Annotated in this window: 16 protein-coding genes; 8 read left to right on the top strand and 8 right to left on the bottom strand. The window is 61.6% G+C overall.

The features are described from left to right. On the bottom strand, positions 1 to 237 hold a 237-nt coding region (locus C5748_RS07855), incomplete at its 3' end, for a hypothetical protein (RefSeq protein WP_146119491.1). A gap of 244 nt (positions 238 to 481) precedes the next feature. Here C5748_RS07855 and ftsE point away from each other — a divergent pair. The 4 genes from ftsE to C5748_RS07835 all read left to right on the top strand — a co-directional run bounded on the left by ftsE (position 482) and on the right by C5748_RS07835 (position 3,952). After that, positions 482 to 1,141 (top strand): cell division ATP-binding protein FtsE, encoded by a 660-nt coding sequence (gene ftsE / locus C5748_RS07850; protein ID WP_105741407.1) that lies wholly within the window; start codon positions 482 to 484, stop codon positions 1,139 to 1,141. Beyond that, positions 1,134 to 2,126 carry a cell division protein FtsX gene (locus C5748_RS07845; protein ID WP_199194732.1) on the top strand — a complete coding sequence of 331 codons (993 nt, stop codon included), beginning with the start codon at positions 1,134 to 1,136 and terminating at the stop codon, positions 2,124 to 2,126. Before ftsE ends, C5748_RS07845 begins: the two co-directional genes overlap by 8 nt. 116 nt (positions 2,127 to 2,242) lie before the next feature. Next, positions 2,243 to 3,013, top strand: a complete 771-nt coding sequence (locus C5748_RS07840; protein ID WP_245428858.1) for a YdcF family protein — start codon at positions 2,243 to 2,245, stop codon at positions 3,011 to 3,013. Positions 3,014 to 3,151: 138 nt separating this feature from the next. Then, a complete protein-coding gene (locus C5748_RS07835; RefSeq protein WP_425350223.1) occupies positions 3,152 to 3,952 on the top strand; it encodes a lysophospholipid acyltransferase family protein in 801 nt (266 codons plus the stop codon). Between the two features lie 137 nt (positions 3,953 to 4,089). Here the strand turns inward: C5748_RS07835 and C5748_RS07830 are convergent, their stop codons facing one another. Beyond that, positions 4,090 to 4,626 carry a gamma-glutamylcyclotransferase gene (locus tag C5748_RS07830; RefSeq protein WP_105741358.1) on the bottom strand — a complete coding sequence of 179 codons (537 nt, stop codon included), beginning with the start codon at positions 4,624 to 4,626 and terminating at the stop codon, positions 4,090 to 4,092. 212 nt (positions 4,627 to 4,838) lie between these two features. On the opposite strand from C5748_RS07830, the gene C5748_RS07825 reads away from it, so the two are divergent. Then, complete coding sequence (locus C5748_RS07825; protein ID WP_105741357.1) at positions 4,839 to 5,855, top strand: DUF2125 domain-containing protein; 1,017 nt, start codon at positions 4,839 to 4,841, stop codon at positions 5,853 to 5,855. Here the strand turns inward: C5748_RS07825 and C5748_RS07820 are convergent. Next, entirely contained in the window at positions 5,832 to 6,818 is a 987-nt protein-coding gene (locus C5748_RS07820) for a prephenate/arogenate dehydrogenase family protein (protein ID WP_105741356.1), read from the bottom strand. The genes C5748_RS07825 and C5748_RS07820 overlap by 24 nt on opposite strands. 6 nt (positions 6,819 to 6,824) lie before the next feature. Beyond that, a complete protein-coding gene (hisC, locus tag C5748_RS07815; protein WP_105741355.1) occupies positions 6,825 to 7,931 on the bottom strand; it encodes a histidinol-phosphate transaminase in 1,107 nt (368 codons plus the stop codon). A gap of 241 nt (positions 7,932 to 8,172) precedes the next feature. On the opposite strand from hisC, the gene metX reads away from it, so the two are divergent. Both metX and metW read left to right on the top strand, forming a co-directional pair. Then, entirely contained in the window at positions 8,173 to 9,360 is a 1,188-nt protein-coding gene (metX, locus tag C5748_RS07810; protein ID WP_105741354.1) for a homoserine O-acetyltransferase MetX, read from the top strand. Further along, positions 9,357 to 10,001 (top strand): methionine biosynthesis protein MetW, encoded by a 645-nt coding sequence (metW, locus tag C5748_RS07805; RefSeq protein WP_105741353.1) that lies wholly within the window; start codon positions 9,357 to 9,359, stop codon positions 9,999 to 10,001. Before metX ends, metW begins: the two co-directional genes overlap by 4 nt. 14 nt (positions 10,002 to 10,015) lie before the next feature. Here metW and C5748_RS07800 read toward each other — a convergent pair whose 3' ends face one another. Continuing rightward, on the bottom strand, positions 10,016 to 10,777 hold the full coding sequence (locus tag C5748_RS07800; protein ID WP_105741352.1) for a class I SAM-dependent methyltransferase: 762 nt from the start codon (positions 10,775 to 10,777) through the stop codon (positions 10,016 to 10,018). Positions 10,778 to 10,796: 19 nt separating this feature from the next. Then, positions 10,797 to 11,039, bottom strand: a complete 243-nt coding sequence (locus C5748_RS07795) for a hypothetical protein (protein ID WP_342588347.1) — start codon at positions 11,037 to 11,039, stop codon at positions 10,797 to 10,799. A gap of 473 nt (positions 11,040 to 11,512) precedes the next feature. Between C5748_RS07795 and aqpZ the strand changes: the two genes are divergently transcribed. Then, entirely contained in the window at positions 11,513 to 12,199 is a 687-nt protein-coding gene (aqpZ, locus tag C5748_RS07790; protein ID WP_105741404.1) for an aquaporin Z, read from the top strand. Between the two features lie 57 nt (positions 12,200 to 12,256). Here the strand turns inward: aqpZ and C5748_RS07785 are convergent, their stop codons facing one another. Next, positions 12,257 to 13,036: a glutamine amidotransferase gene (locus C5748_RS07785; protein ID WP_105741350.1), complete on the bottom strand. Its 780-nt coding sequence runs from the start codon at positions 13,034 to 13,036 to the stop codon at positions 12,257 to 12,259. Positions 13,037 to 13,052: 16 nt separating this feature from the next. After that, the gene (locus C5748_RS07780) at positions 13,053 to 13,535 is read right to left on the bottom strand and encodes a tellurite resistance TerB family protein (protein WP_105741349.1); all 483 of its coding nucleotides are present in this window, start codon (positions 13,533 to 13,535) and stop codon (positions 13,053 to 13,055) included. Positions 13,536 to 13,614 lie beyond the last annotated feature (79 nt).

The raw sequence follows: 13,614 nt of genomic DNA, 5'->3' as shown, positions 1-13,614 counted from the left end.
GGCGAGCAGCACCAGAACCCAATAGGATGCGCCCGGCAGCCCGGCTGCAGCCGGCGCGAAGCCGTTCCGGGTTCCCGTTTTGAGGATCGAAAGGTGATCGGGTTCGAGCAGCACCGGAAGCGGCGGCGCCCGAATGTCGCTACCTCCCGGCGCGATGCTCTCGAATTCCGCGTCCTCCACCGCATCATCGGCCCATGGAGGCGATTTCCTGAAATCGGACGCTCTTGGAACGGACACGAATCCTTTTCGATCGATCTGTGCCATCGTGCAGTCACGTTCCTCTGCGCAATTCCAAAAACCGGCTCGGTTTTTCGGCGTCATGCCCTAGGCAGCCGCAGAAATCTGAACGAGAATGGTTAAAGCTTCCCTCCCCCAGGACTTTTCGACGACGGAACAACGGATTTTAACGCGTGGTTAACCATAGCATTCAATGGTCATTCCGGCTTATGAACCATCCCATGAAGTCCGGGACAATTGCATCGTGATTCGCTTCGAGAATGTCGGACTGCGCTATGGTATGGGTCCTGAGGTCCTGCGCGACGTCAGCTTTCATATCCCCGCGCGTTCCTTCCAGTTTCTCACCGGCCCATCCGGCGCCGGCAAGACATCGCTGCTGCGCCTCCTGTTCATGGCGCTGAAGCCGACGCGCGGCCTGATCAATGTCTTCGACAAGGATATCGCCACGCTGGACCGCAGCGAACTGCCGCTCCTGCGCCGCCGCATCGGCGTGGTGTTCCAGGATTTCCGCCTCCTCGATCACATGACCACCTATGAGAATGTGGCGCTGCCGCTGCGCGTGCGCGGCAAGGAGGAGGCGACCTACCGCCATGAGGTCGAGGAACTCCTGCAGTGGGTGGGCCTCGGTGAGCGCATGCGCGTGCTGCCGCCGGTGCTCTCGGGCGGCGAGAAGCAGCGTGCCGCGATCGCCCGCGCCCTGATCGATCAGCCCGAAATCCTGCTCGCCGACGAACCCACCGGCAATGTCGATCCGCCGCTCGCCCGTCGCCTCCTGCGCCTTTTCGCCGAGTTGAACCATTCGGGAACCGCCGTCATCATCGCCACCCACGATCTGACGCTGATGGACCAGGTCAATGCCCGCCGCATGATCCTCGATCATGGGAGGCTCAACATCTATGAATGAGGTCCTGCAACGCTTCGATACCGTCCGCAACGCCGTTTTCAGGCTGGTCGATCAATGGCGCAATCGTCCGAGCCAGACGCCGATCGTGCCGCAGGGCAATGTCGCCGGCACCGCGCTCATCATCGTCATCGCCATCATGACCTTCCTTGCCTGCCTGACGCTTGGCGGGGTCAGCCTCGTGCGCGATTCGGCGGCGACATGGCAGAGCCAGATCTCCAAGGAGGCGACGATCCAGATAAGGCCCATCGACGGCGAGGATATGGAGGCGCTTCTGGCGCAGGCGCGCAAGATCGCCCAGGGCTTCGCCGGTGTGACCTCGGCCCGCATCGTCGACAAGGCCGCCACCGCCCGGCTGCTCGAACCATGGCTCGGCAGCGGGCTCGACATCGATGAACTGCCCGTGCCGCGCCTGGTGGTCGTCTCGATCGACGAGGATCAGCCGCCCGATTTCGCCACCTTGCGCGCCGAACTCGTCCGCAGCGTGCCGGGCGCGAGCTTCGACGATCACCGCACATGGGTCGACCGCCTCGTCTCCATGGCGCGCACGACGGTGCTGATCGGCATGAGCGTGCTTGTCCTGGTCATCGCCGCGACGGTGCTGACCGTCATCTTCGCCACCCGCGGCGCGATGGCCGGCAACGATCACATCATCGAGGTTCTGCATTTCATCGGCGCCGAAGCGGGATTTGTCGCGCGTGAATTCGAGCGCCACTTCTTCCGCACCGCGCTCAAGGGTGCGCTGTGCGGCGGCGGGACCGCGATCCTGGTGTTCCTGATGATTTCGTGGTGGTCGTCCCGCAATCTCGCCACGCCGGAGGCCGACCAGGCCGCCGCACTCTTCGGCAATTTCGCCATCGGCAGGGACGGCTATGCGGGCGTGGCGGTCATCATCCTGCTCGTCAGCCTGCTGACCATGATAACGACGCGCCTGACCGTCATCACGCAATTGAGGGAGATGGACAACCGTGGATCGGAAGCCATCTGAGGCGATGACTTTTAATTGTGGAAATCCCTTCACTTCGAGCGGTGAGAAGGCGAAATCTTGTCTTCCTGCCGCAATCATGGCTATCCTATGCCGCATTTGCTGAGTACGGTTTTGCGATGGAAACGCATTTCGCCACGGTCGCCACGGTGGAGGAAAGCCATCAGGAGCACTATGCCGAAGACCGCGCCATTGCTTCGCGGCCGACCGTTTCCCGGCGCCGCCGCCTGCTACCCAACATCATGACTCGCATATTCGCCCGCCTGCGCAAGTTTTTCCAACCGGTCACCCTGCTATTGCTCGTCCTCGTCCTGGCTTTTGCGGTGGGGTTCCTGGCTTTCAGCGAACATGTGACCAATATGCGTGAGCCGGCAACCGTGCCGGCCGCCGACGGCATCATCGTCCTGACCGGCGGGCAGGCGCGCATCGAAACGGCCATCGGCCTCCTTCAGCACCAGAATGGCATGCGACTTCTCATCAGCGGCGTGCATCCCTCGACGAAGCGCCAGGCGCTGCAGCGCATCACCCATGCCGACGCCGCCCTGTTCACATGCTGCATCGATATCGACCGTTCGGCGCAGGATACCGTGGGCAATGCCAGGGAAAGCGCCAAATGGATCAAGGCGCATGATTATCGCCGCGTCATCGTCGTCACCAACAATTACCATATGCCGCGCAGCATGGCCGAACTGTCCCGCGCCATGCCGGATGTCGCGTTCATCCCCTATCCCGTGGTCAAGACCGATCTGAGCCAGGAAAACTGGATCAAGCAAGGCGACACGTTGCGCGTGCTGCTGACCGAATATGTCAAATATCTGCGATCGATGGCCCGCTTGGTCATCTCCCCGCCGGCACCGGATACCGCCGCGAACGCATCCTCCGAAAAATAATCCTGCTCTCTGGAAGCCGGAAATTTCGAAAAAACCGTTCGCTGCGCTTTCTCGTCTGGAAACGCGCCGCGTCCTGCTATATCGGTGACGCCATTCAGCTATTGCATGATCCCCAAACCGAAATCGGTGGTTCGCTTGATGATCGTCGTCCGTTCATTGCTGTTCAACGCGGCATTCTATGTCAGCATCATCATCCAGATGATCGTGTTCACGCCCATCTATTTTCTCATGCCGCGCAAGAAGGCGTGGATGGTGCCGAAGAACTGGGCCTTGTCCAATCTCTGGCTGCAGAAGCTGATCGTCGGCACGGATTACTCCATCGAGGGATTGGAGAACATCCCCGAAGGCGCCTATATCTGCGCGCCGAAGCATCAGTCCTTCTGGGACGTGTTCGCCTTCCTGCCTCGGCTCGACGATCCCGTGATGATCCTCAAGAGGGAATTGATGTGGATCCCCCTGTTCGGCTGGTATGTCGCCAAGATGCGCATGATCCCGGTCGATCGCGGCACCCGCACCAAGGCGCTGCGCTCCATCACCCAGGGCGCCAAGGAAGCCATCGCCCAGGGCCGTCAGATCCTGATCTATCCCGAGGGCACGCGCCGTCCGCCCGGCGCACCGCCCCAGTATAAATACGGCATCGCCCATATCTATGCCGAGCTCGGCCTCCCGGTGGTTCCCATCGCCCATAATGCCGGACTCTATTGGCCACGCCGCAAGTTCCGCCGCTATCCCGGCACGATACGCTGCCGTGTCCTGCCGCCCATCGAGGCCGGCCTGGACAAGGAGACTTTCTTCAAGCGCCTGATCGAGGTGACGGAAGCCGCCTGCGACGAATTGCTGCTCGAAGCGGCCAGGGACGAAAATCCGCCCCCCATGCCGCCCACGGCGATCCAGAGGCTGAAGGAACTGGGTTTCGAGCCGCCGCGCCCTTCGAAATAGCGCTGTTGCACACGGGTGGAAGCAACGACGCATCCATATTCCAACCGTAGTAGCGGCGGCATTGTCGAGGCATCTCCACAGTTCCGGCGGTGCAGAATGGCGTAAGGCCAGGCGATTCCATCAAAACAGGAACTGATCTAGGCGCAGGTCTCATCGCTGCCACCAATCATCGCCGCCACACTTTCCAGCCAATGATCGCGAATGCCCATCTTGCGCAGATGATCGACCGTGCTGGTGACGTAATCGACATTGGGCCCGGACTGGCCCGAGGCCTGCGCAACGATTTCCGCCGCCCTTTCCGCCGGCAGGGCGCCGGCATATTGCCCATGAAGGCGGTCGGCGACATAGACCACCGCCTCGACCGAGCGTCCGTCCCCGAGACGCAGCGGCAGCCGCCTTTCCAGATAAACATGGGTGACGAGTTCCCGGGCGCGCAGATAGGCAAGCGCCTCGTCGGCAAGGTCGCCCGGTACGCGGAAAGCGAGGCCGAGGCATGAACCGCCGCGATCGAGCCCGAGCACGAGCCCCGGATGCTGCGGCGTGCCGCGATGGATATGGGAACGGATGCAAAGCGCCCTTCGATACCCGTAAAGCCGGGCGCGCGCCGTTTCCACATGGGCAAAACCTGGCTTCCACATCAGGGAACCATAGCCAAACACCCAAAAATCGCCCATATCCATTCCAGTAGTTGGCCATTACAGCGCCACACGTCATATACATGACGCGTAAAGGACGCTGTAACAGTTTAAATCTGCTGCATAATTCCTTAAATCGGTTCCGGTTTAAGAAATGATGCGGTCACTGGCGTCCGGTGTGAAAAACCGTGGCGCCGGGAAGCAAAGACCACGACGTAAATTGCACATAGATCGATAACGGGGCTCCCTCCATGCCGTCAAGCGTCTCATCCAGAAGGAACAAAAAGGGCTTCCTGTTTTTGGCGGCCGGCGTTCTCATCGCCGTCGGGGCATATACGGCGGGCTGGTACTATCTGGCGGAAAAGATCGAGGCCCGCGCCAAAAGCGATCTGGCGGCGCTCGACGCCAAAGGCATTTCGGCGAATTGCGAAAATCTCCATACGGCAGGCTATCCCCTGCGTATCGATCTCGTCTGCGACAGCATTTCATGGCGGCGTCCGAATGTCGGCATTTCATTTCTCGCCGGCCGCATCACCTCCGGCTCGCCCATCTACGCGCCGCGCAGCCTGACCAACGAAATCGTCGGACCGGCCTTCGTCGGCATTCCCGGCCTGGTGCCGCTTGAGCTGCGCTGGGATCGACTGACGTCGAGCACGGAACTCATCCGCCCGACGCCATCCCGCATCTCCACCGAGGCGAAGGGGCTGCGCATCGGCGTGCGCACCCAGACGACCAGCGCGACGCCGCTCGCCGAAATCGCCGACCTGCGGTTCGAGGCAAACGGCTTCAGCGGCCCCCTGCAAACGACGCTCAAGTTCGACGGGCTGACGCTTTCCCAAGCCGCAACCGGCAACACGCCGATTCCCGTGCTGTCCGGATCGGCTGATATCACGTTTTCAGACGCCGCCGCCCTGTTTCAGCCAAGGCCGGGTTCGATCGAGGAGCGCTTGCGTGGACAGTCGGGCGAAATCAGCAATGCGACGCTTTCCCTGCCGTCGGGCGGCTCACTGACGATTTCCGGTCCGTTCTCCGTTGACGAGCAAGGCGTGATCGACGGCACGTTCCGCCTCAGCCTCACCAACCCGCCGGCACTTGCCGAAATGGCGCGCACGGCCTTTCCCGATCAGGACCGCAACATCTCCACCGTGCTTTTCGCCCTCTCGGCCATGCCGAAGGACGAGACCGGCGCGCCGACCATCACCGTCAATGTCAAGCGCGGCAAGGCGACGGCGGGTTTCATCCCGCTAGGTAATCTGCCCACGCTTTGAAAGCGCTGCCTGGGAGAGCGTGGCCCCGGTGGGCGTGGCCCCGGTGAGCGTGGATTGACGGCCGAAATCGGGCGCGTCCACTTCCTGCCCCGCCTCGATAATGCCGCGGCGCACCGCGCGCGTGCGTGTGAACAGATCGAACAGCGCGTCGCCGTCACCCCAGCGGATGGAGCGCTGCAACGAGGCGAGATCCTCGGAGAAGCGGCCCAGCATCTCCAGGATCGCATCCCTGTTGTTCAGGCAGACATCGCGCCACATCGTCGGGTCGGACGAGGCGAGCCGGGTGAAATCGCGAAAGCCGGAGGCGGAATATTTGATCACTTCCGACTTCGTCACCTGCTCCAGGTCGTTCGCCGTGCCGACGATGTTGTAGGCGATGATGTGCGGCAGGTGCGAAACGATGGCGAGCACCAGATCGTGATGCTGCGGATCCATCTGGTCGAGCCATGAGCCGCAGGCTTCCCAGAACGCCTTCAGCCTGGCCAGAGCCATCGGATCGGTGTCCGGCAGCGGCGTCAGGATGCACCAGCGGTTGGTGAAGAGTTCCGCGAAGCCGGCATCCGGGCCGGAATATTCGGTGCCCGCCAGCGGATGGCCGGGGATGAAGTGCACGCTTTCCGGCAGTTCCGGCTGCATCTGCGCGATGACGGAGGCCTTGGTGGACCCGACATCGGTGACGATCGCGCCGCTCTTCAAGACGCCGGCGATCTGCTGCGCCACCAGGCCGGAAGACCCGACCGGCACCGAGACGATGACCAGATCCGCGTCCCGGACGGCTTGCGCATTGTCGGTCGTATAGCTGTCGCCCAGCCCCAGCTCTTCAGCCCGCTTCAGCGTCTCCGCGCTTCGCGTCGCGATGGCGATGCTGTCCGCCAGCCCTTCACGCTTGATCACCCGCGCCAGCGACGAACCGATGAGACCGATCCCGATCAGCGCTATTTTGTCGAAATGGATTTTGGACATTCTCTTTTACTTCAAAAAATCGGACAGGACGGCAATGACGCCGCGATTTGCTTCCTCCGGGCCGACGGTCAGGCGCAGCGCATTGGGGAACCCGTAAGCCCCGATGCGGCGCAGGATATAACCTTTCGAGGTCAGATAGGCATCCGCCTTTTCAGCCGATTTTTCGGGATCGTCGGGAAAATGCACCAACAGGAAATTGCCGACCGAAGGCGTGACCCGCAGGCCGAGCGCCGTCAGTTCCGCATCGAGCCACCGCAGCCATTTGTCGTTGAAGGCGACCGACATCTCGACATGCGCCCGGTCGCGGATCGCGGCCGCTCCCGCGGCGATCGCAGCCCCGTTGAGATTGAACGGGCCGCGTACCCGATCGACGGCATCGATCACATGGGCCGGTGCGTACATCCAGCCGATGCGCAAACCGGGAAGCCCGTGGATCTTCGAGAAAGTGCGCGTCATCACCACGTTTTCGCTTGAAGACACCAGTTCCACGCCGGCTTCATAATCGTTGCGTCGGACATATTCCGCATAGGCCGCATCGAGTATCAGCAGCACGGTCCTCGGCAGGCCGGCATGCAGCCGCCGCACCTCTTCGAACGGCAGATAGGTGCCGGTCGGATTGTTCGGATTGGCGATGAAGACGATCCTGGTGCGCGGCGTCACCGCTTCGAGAACGGCATCGACGTCGACGCGCTCGTCCTTCTCCTTGACGGTCACCGGCGTCGCGCCCGCGGCAATCGTCTGGATCTTGTAGAGGAGAAAGCCGTGTTCGGTGACAACAGCCTCGTCGCCGGGCGCTAGATAGGTCTGCGCCAGAAGGCTCAGGAGTTCGTCCGATCCGTTGCCGCACATGATGTTGGCCGGGTTCAACCCTTGCGTTTCGGCAATCGCCTCCTTCAGCGCCTTCGCCTGCCCGTCGGGGTAGATGCCCAGCCGATGCGCCGCCGCCTGATATGCCTCGATCGCATGCGGGCTCGGCCCGAGCGGCGTCTCGTTGGCGGAGAGCTTGTAGACCTTGGCCACTCCCGGCACGGATTCCTTGCCGGGGATATAGGCGGCGATATCGAGAACACCGCGTTTCGGGCTGGGGCGGTTTGCATTCGGCATGATGGTCATGATGTGATCCGATAGGGCAGAAATAGGGTGTATTGAGATTCAGGTCAGGGTGAGGCGAAAATGGCGTTTTCGAGAACCGGAGCGCAGAAAAGCGTCATTTGCAGCCCGCCATCACCTGAATATCAACATATCCTGGACTGATGCGGCATAAACTGCCTCAGCACATGTGTCGAGAGAAACCTTGACTTTGATGGCGCACCGACTCTAGCTACCGCAAGATTTCTGGAAGAAAATTCGCGAAATGACCAAGGCCGAGGTAAAAGCCCTGAAAGGCGATCAGCGCACGCAGGAAGCGATCCATCCGCACAGTCCGGTGGTGGCTTTCGGCGCGGACAAGCCCCTGCGCCTCGACAGCGGCACCTCGCTTTCCCCGTTCCAGATCGCCTATCAGTCCTATGGCGAACTCAATGCGGAGAAATCCAACGCGATCCTCATCTGCCATGCGCTGACCGGCGACCAGCACGTCGCCAACACCCACCCGATCACCGGCAAGCCCGGCTGGTGGTCCAATCTTGTCGGCCCCGGCAGGCCGATCGATACCGACCGGTTTTTCGTGCTCTGCGCCAATGTCATAGGCGGCTGCATGGGCTCCACCGGTCCCGCATCGATCAATCCGGAGACGGGCAAGCCCTATGCGCTCGATCTGCCGGTCATCACGATCGCCGATATGGTGCGCGCCCAGGCGATGCTCGTCGATCATTTCGGCATCGACCAGCTTTTCGCCGTGGTCGGCGGATCGATGGGCGGAATGCAGGTGCTGCAATGGGCCTCGAGCTATCCCGACCGGGTGTTCACTGCCGTGGCGCTCGCCACCGGCGCCCGCCATTCCTCGCAGAATATCGCCTTCCACGAGGTCGGGCGGCAGGCCGTCATGGCCGACCCCGACTGGCAGCACGGCCGCTATATCGAGGCGGGGACCATGCCGCGCAAGGGCCTTTCGGTCGCGCGCATGGCCGCCCATGTCACCTATCTCTCGCAAGCCGCCCTGCACCGCAAGTTCGGGCGCAATCTCCAGGATCGCCAGAACGTCACCTTCGGCTTCGACGCGGACTTCCAGATCGAGAGCTATCTGCGCCATCAGGGGATAACGTTCGTCGACCGCTTCGACGCGAATTCCTACCTCTATATGACCCGCGCGATGGATTATTTCGATCTTGCCTTCGACCATAATGAGCGGCTGGCCGATGCTTTCGCCGGCACCAAGACCCGCTTCTGCATCGCCTCCTTCTCCAGCGACTGGCTGTTCCCGACAGCGGAAAACCGGGCGGTCGTGCATGCGCTGAACGCGGCTGGAGCCTCCGTATCGTTCGTCGAGGTCCAGACGGACCGCGGGCACGATGCATTCCTGCTCGACGAGCCCGTCATGTTTTCCGCCATCGAGGGCTTCATCCATTCGGCGGCGCGGGCAAGAGGCATCGCCCTGCCATGAACGCGCTCACCACAACCGCCGGCGCCACGGCGAGCCACGTCGCCAATCGCGTCGATTTCGAGATCATCGCGTCTCTGGTGAAACCAGGCGCGCGCGTGCTCGATGTCGGCTGCGGCGACGGCGAATTGCTCGAACTGTTGCAGACGCAGAAGAATGTCGACGGACGCGGCGTGGAACTGTCGCAGGCCGGCGTCAACCAATGCCTGGCGCGCGGCCTTTCCGTCATCCAGGGCGATGCCGACAGCGATCTCGTCTATTATCCCGATTCCGGTTTCGACTATGTCATCCTGTCGCAGACGCTGCAGGCCACCCGCAATCCCAAGCAGGTGCTGAGCGAACTTCTGCGCATCGGCGAGCGGGCCATCGTCTCATTCCCCAATTTCGGTCATTGGCGGATGCGCCTGTCGCTGCTGTTCCGCGGACGCATGCCGGTGACCAAGGACCTGCCCTATAGCTGGTATGACACGCCGAACATCCACTTCTGCACGATCCACGATTTCGTCGAGATGACGGAGGAGATCGGCGCGAAGCTGGAAAATGCGGTTGCCGTCAATCGGCTCGGCGAACGCATGACCTTCAATATGCCCTGGGGTTTCTGGAACCTGTTCGGCCAGCAGGCGGTATTCGTGCTCAAGCGCTGATTTAGGCGCTGGCTTTATCGCCGGATTTTTTTGTTCGGCCTGTCACGATGCATCGCCGTTCCCTGTGGCGCCAGCACGGGAACGAAGACACGGCGCGACGAGCGCTGCGCCACCGGCAGCCCCTGATACAGCCGCTTTTGGGCCTCGACGACCAGCACGCCGCCGAAGATCGGCCATAGCCGCCGCCCGATCTTTTCCACCAGAGCCGACGGACGCAGCAGCCAACGATGCGTGGCGGGCGGAAAATGCAGTGCCTCCATCACCGTCCCGGCGGTGAAATTAGCCTCGCGCAACACCCGGATGATCTGGCCGCGGCTATAGGGCCGTCCGCTTCCGAAAGGCGTGTGCTCGAAGCGCGCCCAGACGCCGCGCCGGTTGGGAACGACGATCACCAGCCTGCCATTGGGCGCCAGCACGCGCCACATCTCCTTCAGCGTCTCGCTCGGATTTTCGGAATGTTCCAAGGCATGGACGAGCAGGATGCGATCAACGGATGAATCCGGCAGCGGCAGTTCCTCGTCGAAGACCAGCGCCGTGGTGCACGCCTCGGCCGCCGGCCAGCAGATCGCACCCTGCCCCGCCGGCATGAAAGCGAAAGTGCGCTCCGTATCGGGGCGGAAACGATCGAGATAGGGCAACGTATAGCCGATGCCGACCAGACGCTCCTCCGGCAATTTCGTCCATAAGGACGACAGCGCCATGACGATCGCGCGCTCGACCAGATGCCCAAGTGTGGAGGCGTAAAACGACCGGATTTCGATGATGTCGAGATGCATGGGCATCATCCAAGGGCCATCAATTCCAGCAGCCGAGGTTCTTGCCCCGCAGATTATGCGAATCGATGTCGACCAGCAGGCGCGGATCCACGCGCACCAGCGCCAATGACGTGCGTTGCTTGAGATCGATCTTCTGCCAGCCCGCGCATTCCTTTGGCAGCGTCACCGTTTCGACGGCGAACTTCTCCGACCATGCCGTGGCCGTGCAAGCCGATAGGCCGAGCACCAGAGGGAGGGATAGAACACCAATGAATTTCCGCATATTTATGTGACCTGCCGCCGCTCCAGCCATATTGTCCTCCGAGTTTCAGTGGATCAAGCACCCCCGCGAAAACCCGATCGTATGTCCCAACGATCTCCATACATACACTGTGATGGATTCCACGTCGATTGCCCTGATCGCGGAATGCAGGGCAATCGGATGAAGGAAAATATACCTGCACTGAGGCAATTTTCATCGTTGGACTGTCCGTCGCGACTGCGGCGGCGCGCCTCATGGCGCGAGCCAAGGGCGCGGATGCGCCCGCCCGGCGCTTGAGGGGCGGAAAAAAGGAATGGCGCGTAAGTTTTCGGTCAGAACAGCGCCAAAGTTAAACCCTTCCCCCGGTTTTGCAGCGGATTTTCGATAAATTTGCGGCCAATCTTTCAGTATTGCCGCCAGTAAAAAGCCGGAATATGTTTTCCCCTGACATTGATTCGCTTCTTATGCCAAGCGCTCATCTTCTGGGGGAATGCATGTTGAACAAACTGTCGGCCGAGTTTTTCGGCACTTTCTGGCTGGTCTTTGGCGGTTGCGGAAGCGCGATCCTCGCTGCGGCATTCCCCGAACTCGGCATCGGCTTCCTCGGCGTCGCCCTTGCTTTCGGCCTGACCGTACTGACGATGGCCTTTGCCGTCGGCGGCATTTCCGGCGGCCATTTCAATCCCGCCGTCTCGCTCGGCCTGGCCGTCGCCGGCCGTTTCGATTACAAGGACCTGATCCCTTACTGGATCGCGCAGGTCGTCGGCGCCATTGCCGCTGCAGCCATTCTTTACCTGATCGCCTCCGGCAAGGCCGGTTTCATGCCGGGCAGCTTCGCATCCAACGGTTATGGCGACCTTTCGCCGGGCGGCTACAGCCTGACCGCCGCCCTGATCGCCGAAATCGTCCTGACGGCCTTCTTTCTTATCGTCATTCTCGGCTCCACCGCAAAGACGGCTCCGGCTGGCTTCGCACCGATCGCCATAGGCCTTTGCCTGACGCTGATCCACCTGATATCGATCCCGGTGACCAATACGTCGGTCAATCCGGCACGCTCGACCGGTGCGGCACTGTTCGCCGAAACCGCGGCATTGAGCCAGCTCTGGCTGTTCTGGGTCGCACCGCTGATCGGCGCAGCCATCGGCGCCATCATCTGGAAGGCCCTGCTCGGCAAGGATTAACCGGACGCCGATAAGGACCTGCTCCAGATGGAAACGATGCGTTCAGGCGTTCCTTGATCAAACGCAGCGTTCCTCAGCATAACGTCCTGCACCGAAAATGCGCTTGAGGAACGCCTGCAGCCAGGCTTTCAGGGCGGCGTCATGGATCATCCGCCCTTCCAGATGCATGCGTCCCTGCTGCGCGCCACTGAGCTCGAAGCGATGCGCCCCGCGCACCACCCAGCGATGCATCATCGCCCGCGTCAGTTCCGCGTGGAACTGCAGGCCCCAGGCATGGGACCCGTAGCGGAACGCCTGGTTGGGATAGACATCGCCCGTGGCGAGCAAGGTTGCGCTGCGCGGCAGCTCGAAGCCCTCGCGGTGAAAATGATAGACCATTCCGGGCCAGTCCATCAGCGCGCGTCCCTCCTCGGTCGGGCGCAGCGGATACCAGCCGATCTCGACCTGGCCCTCCGGGTGCGGCGCCACGCTGGCGCCCAGATGATTGGCCAGCATCTGCGCACCGAGGCATATCCCCAGAAAAGGCTTGTCTTCGCGCAAGGGAACGCCCAGCCACTCGGTCTCGTAGCTGACGAACTCATCAGGATCGTTGGCGCTCATCGGGCCGCCGAAGACGACGGCGCCCGCATGATCCTCCAGTGTTTCCGGCAATCTCTGGCCAAGCGGCGGACGGCGGATATCGAGGAGGAAGCCCGCCGCTTCGAGCAGATGCCCGACCCGGCCAGGGCTCGAATTCTCCTGATGAAGGACGATCAGTATCTTGGGGCGTACCGAGGAAGGTTCATGGCCGGACGTTCCGGTTGCGGGGCTGTCGGATGGTCTCGGTTCACGGAACATCACAAGCCCTCTCGCCTCATTTTGCCTTGGTCTTGGCGGCGGCAGCTCTTGCCGCCACGGTGTGTTTCAATGTCAGCCGCTCGCGCGACGAAACGCCGATCAGCTCGGCCACACGCCACATCACATTGTCCTCGAGTTCGTCGACATCGCCATCGGCATAGACGATTTCCCACATCAGCTCGATGAAATGGATGCGCTCCTGTTCGTCGAGATGACGCTTGATGACGCTGGTGAAGCTGTAGAGATCGATGGCTTCCTGGTCCGCGGTTTCCCCAGCCGCCAACAGGGTGTTCAATTCATCGCCCTTGAGCTGGTAGGCTTCCGAGAGCGTTTCAGCAATGCGCTTTCGTTCTTCCTCCCGGCGATCGCCATCGGCATCGATGACATGAAACATCAGCGCCGCGACCGCCAGCCGGGGGTCGTCCTTGCCGAAGCCTTTTCCGCTCTTGTCCTCCCCTAAAGGCAGCCCCTTCAAAAAAATCAGAAGACGATCGAACATCAATACCCCGTGCTGTTTCCGCCTGGAGCGGTTCCTGTTTCGATGGAAACGGGGAACCGCTCCAATTCTTTGTTTTACG

The organism is Phyllobacterium phragmitis (assembly GCF_002980495.1).
Lineage (GTDB): Bacteria > Pseudomonadota > Alphaproteobacteria > Rhizobiales > Rhizobiaceae > Paramesorhizobium > Paramesorhizobium phragmitis.
The sequence above is the reverse complement of the archived record's forward strand: the minus strand, read 5'-3'. Positions and strand labels throughout refer to the sequence as shown.

Excerpts from the sequence above, each read along its gene's own strand:
- C5748_RS07800 (WP_105741352.1), bottom strand. The coding sequence starts at position 10,777 with ATGCATCTCGACATCATCGAAATCCGGTCGTTTTACGCCTCCACACTT.
- C5748_RS07785 (WP_105741350.1), bottom strand. The coding sequence starts at position 13,036 with ATGTTCCGTGAACCGAGACCATCCGACAGCCCCGCAACCGGAACGTCC.
- C5748_RS07835 (WP_425350223.1), top strand. The coding sequence starts at position 3,152 with ATGATCGTCGTCCGTTCATTGCTGTTCAACGCGGCATTCTATGTCAGC.
- C5748_RS07825 (WP_105741357.1), top strand. The coding sequence starts at position 4,839 with ATGCCGTCAAGCGTCTCATCCAGAAGGAACAAAAAGGGCTTCCTGTTT.
- metW (WP_105741353.1), top strand. The coding sequence starts at position 9,357 with ATGAACGCGCTCACCACAACCGCCGGCGCCACGGCGAGCCACGTCGCC.
- C5748_RS07820 (WP_105741356.1), bottom strand. The coding sequence starts at position 6,818 with ATGTCCAAAATCCATTTCGACAAAATAGCGCTGATCGGGATCGGTCTC.
- C5748_RS07845 (WP_199194732.1), top strand. The coding sequence starts at position 1,134 with ATGAATGAGGTCCTGCAACGCTTCGATACCGTCCGCAACGCCGTTTTC.
- C5748_RS07830 (WP_105741358.1), bottom strand. The coding sequence starts at position 4,626 with ATGGGCGATTTTTGGGTGTTTGGCTATGGTTCCCTGATGTGGAAGCCA.
- metX (WP_105741354.1), top strand. The coding sequence starts at position 8,173 with ATGACCAAGGCCGAGGTAAAAGCCCTGAAAGGCGATCAGCGCACGCAG.
- C5748_RS07795 (WP_342588347.1), bottom strand. The coding sequence starts at position 11,039 with ATGCGGAAATTCATTGGTGTTCTATCCCTCCCTCTGGTGCTCGGCCTA.
- aqpZ (WP_105741404.1), top strand. The coding sequence starts at position 11,513 with ATGTTGAACAAACTGTCGGCCGAGTTTTTCGGCACTTTCTGGCTGGTC.
- hisC (WP_105741355.1), bottom strand. The coding sequence starts at position 7,931 with ATGACCATCATGCCGAATGCAAACCGCCCCAGCCCGAAACGCGGTGTT.
- C5748_RS07780 (WP_105741349.1), bottom strand. The coding sequence starts at position 13,535 with ATGTTCGATCGTCTTCTGATTTTTTTGAAGGGGCTGCCTTTAGGGGAG.
- C5748_RS07840 (WP_245428858.1), top strand. The coding sequence starts at position 2,243 with ATGGAAACGCATTTCGCCACGGTCGCCACGGTGGAGGAAAGCCATCAG.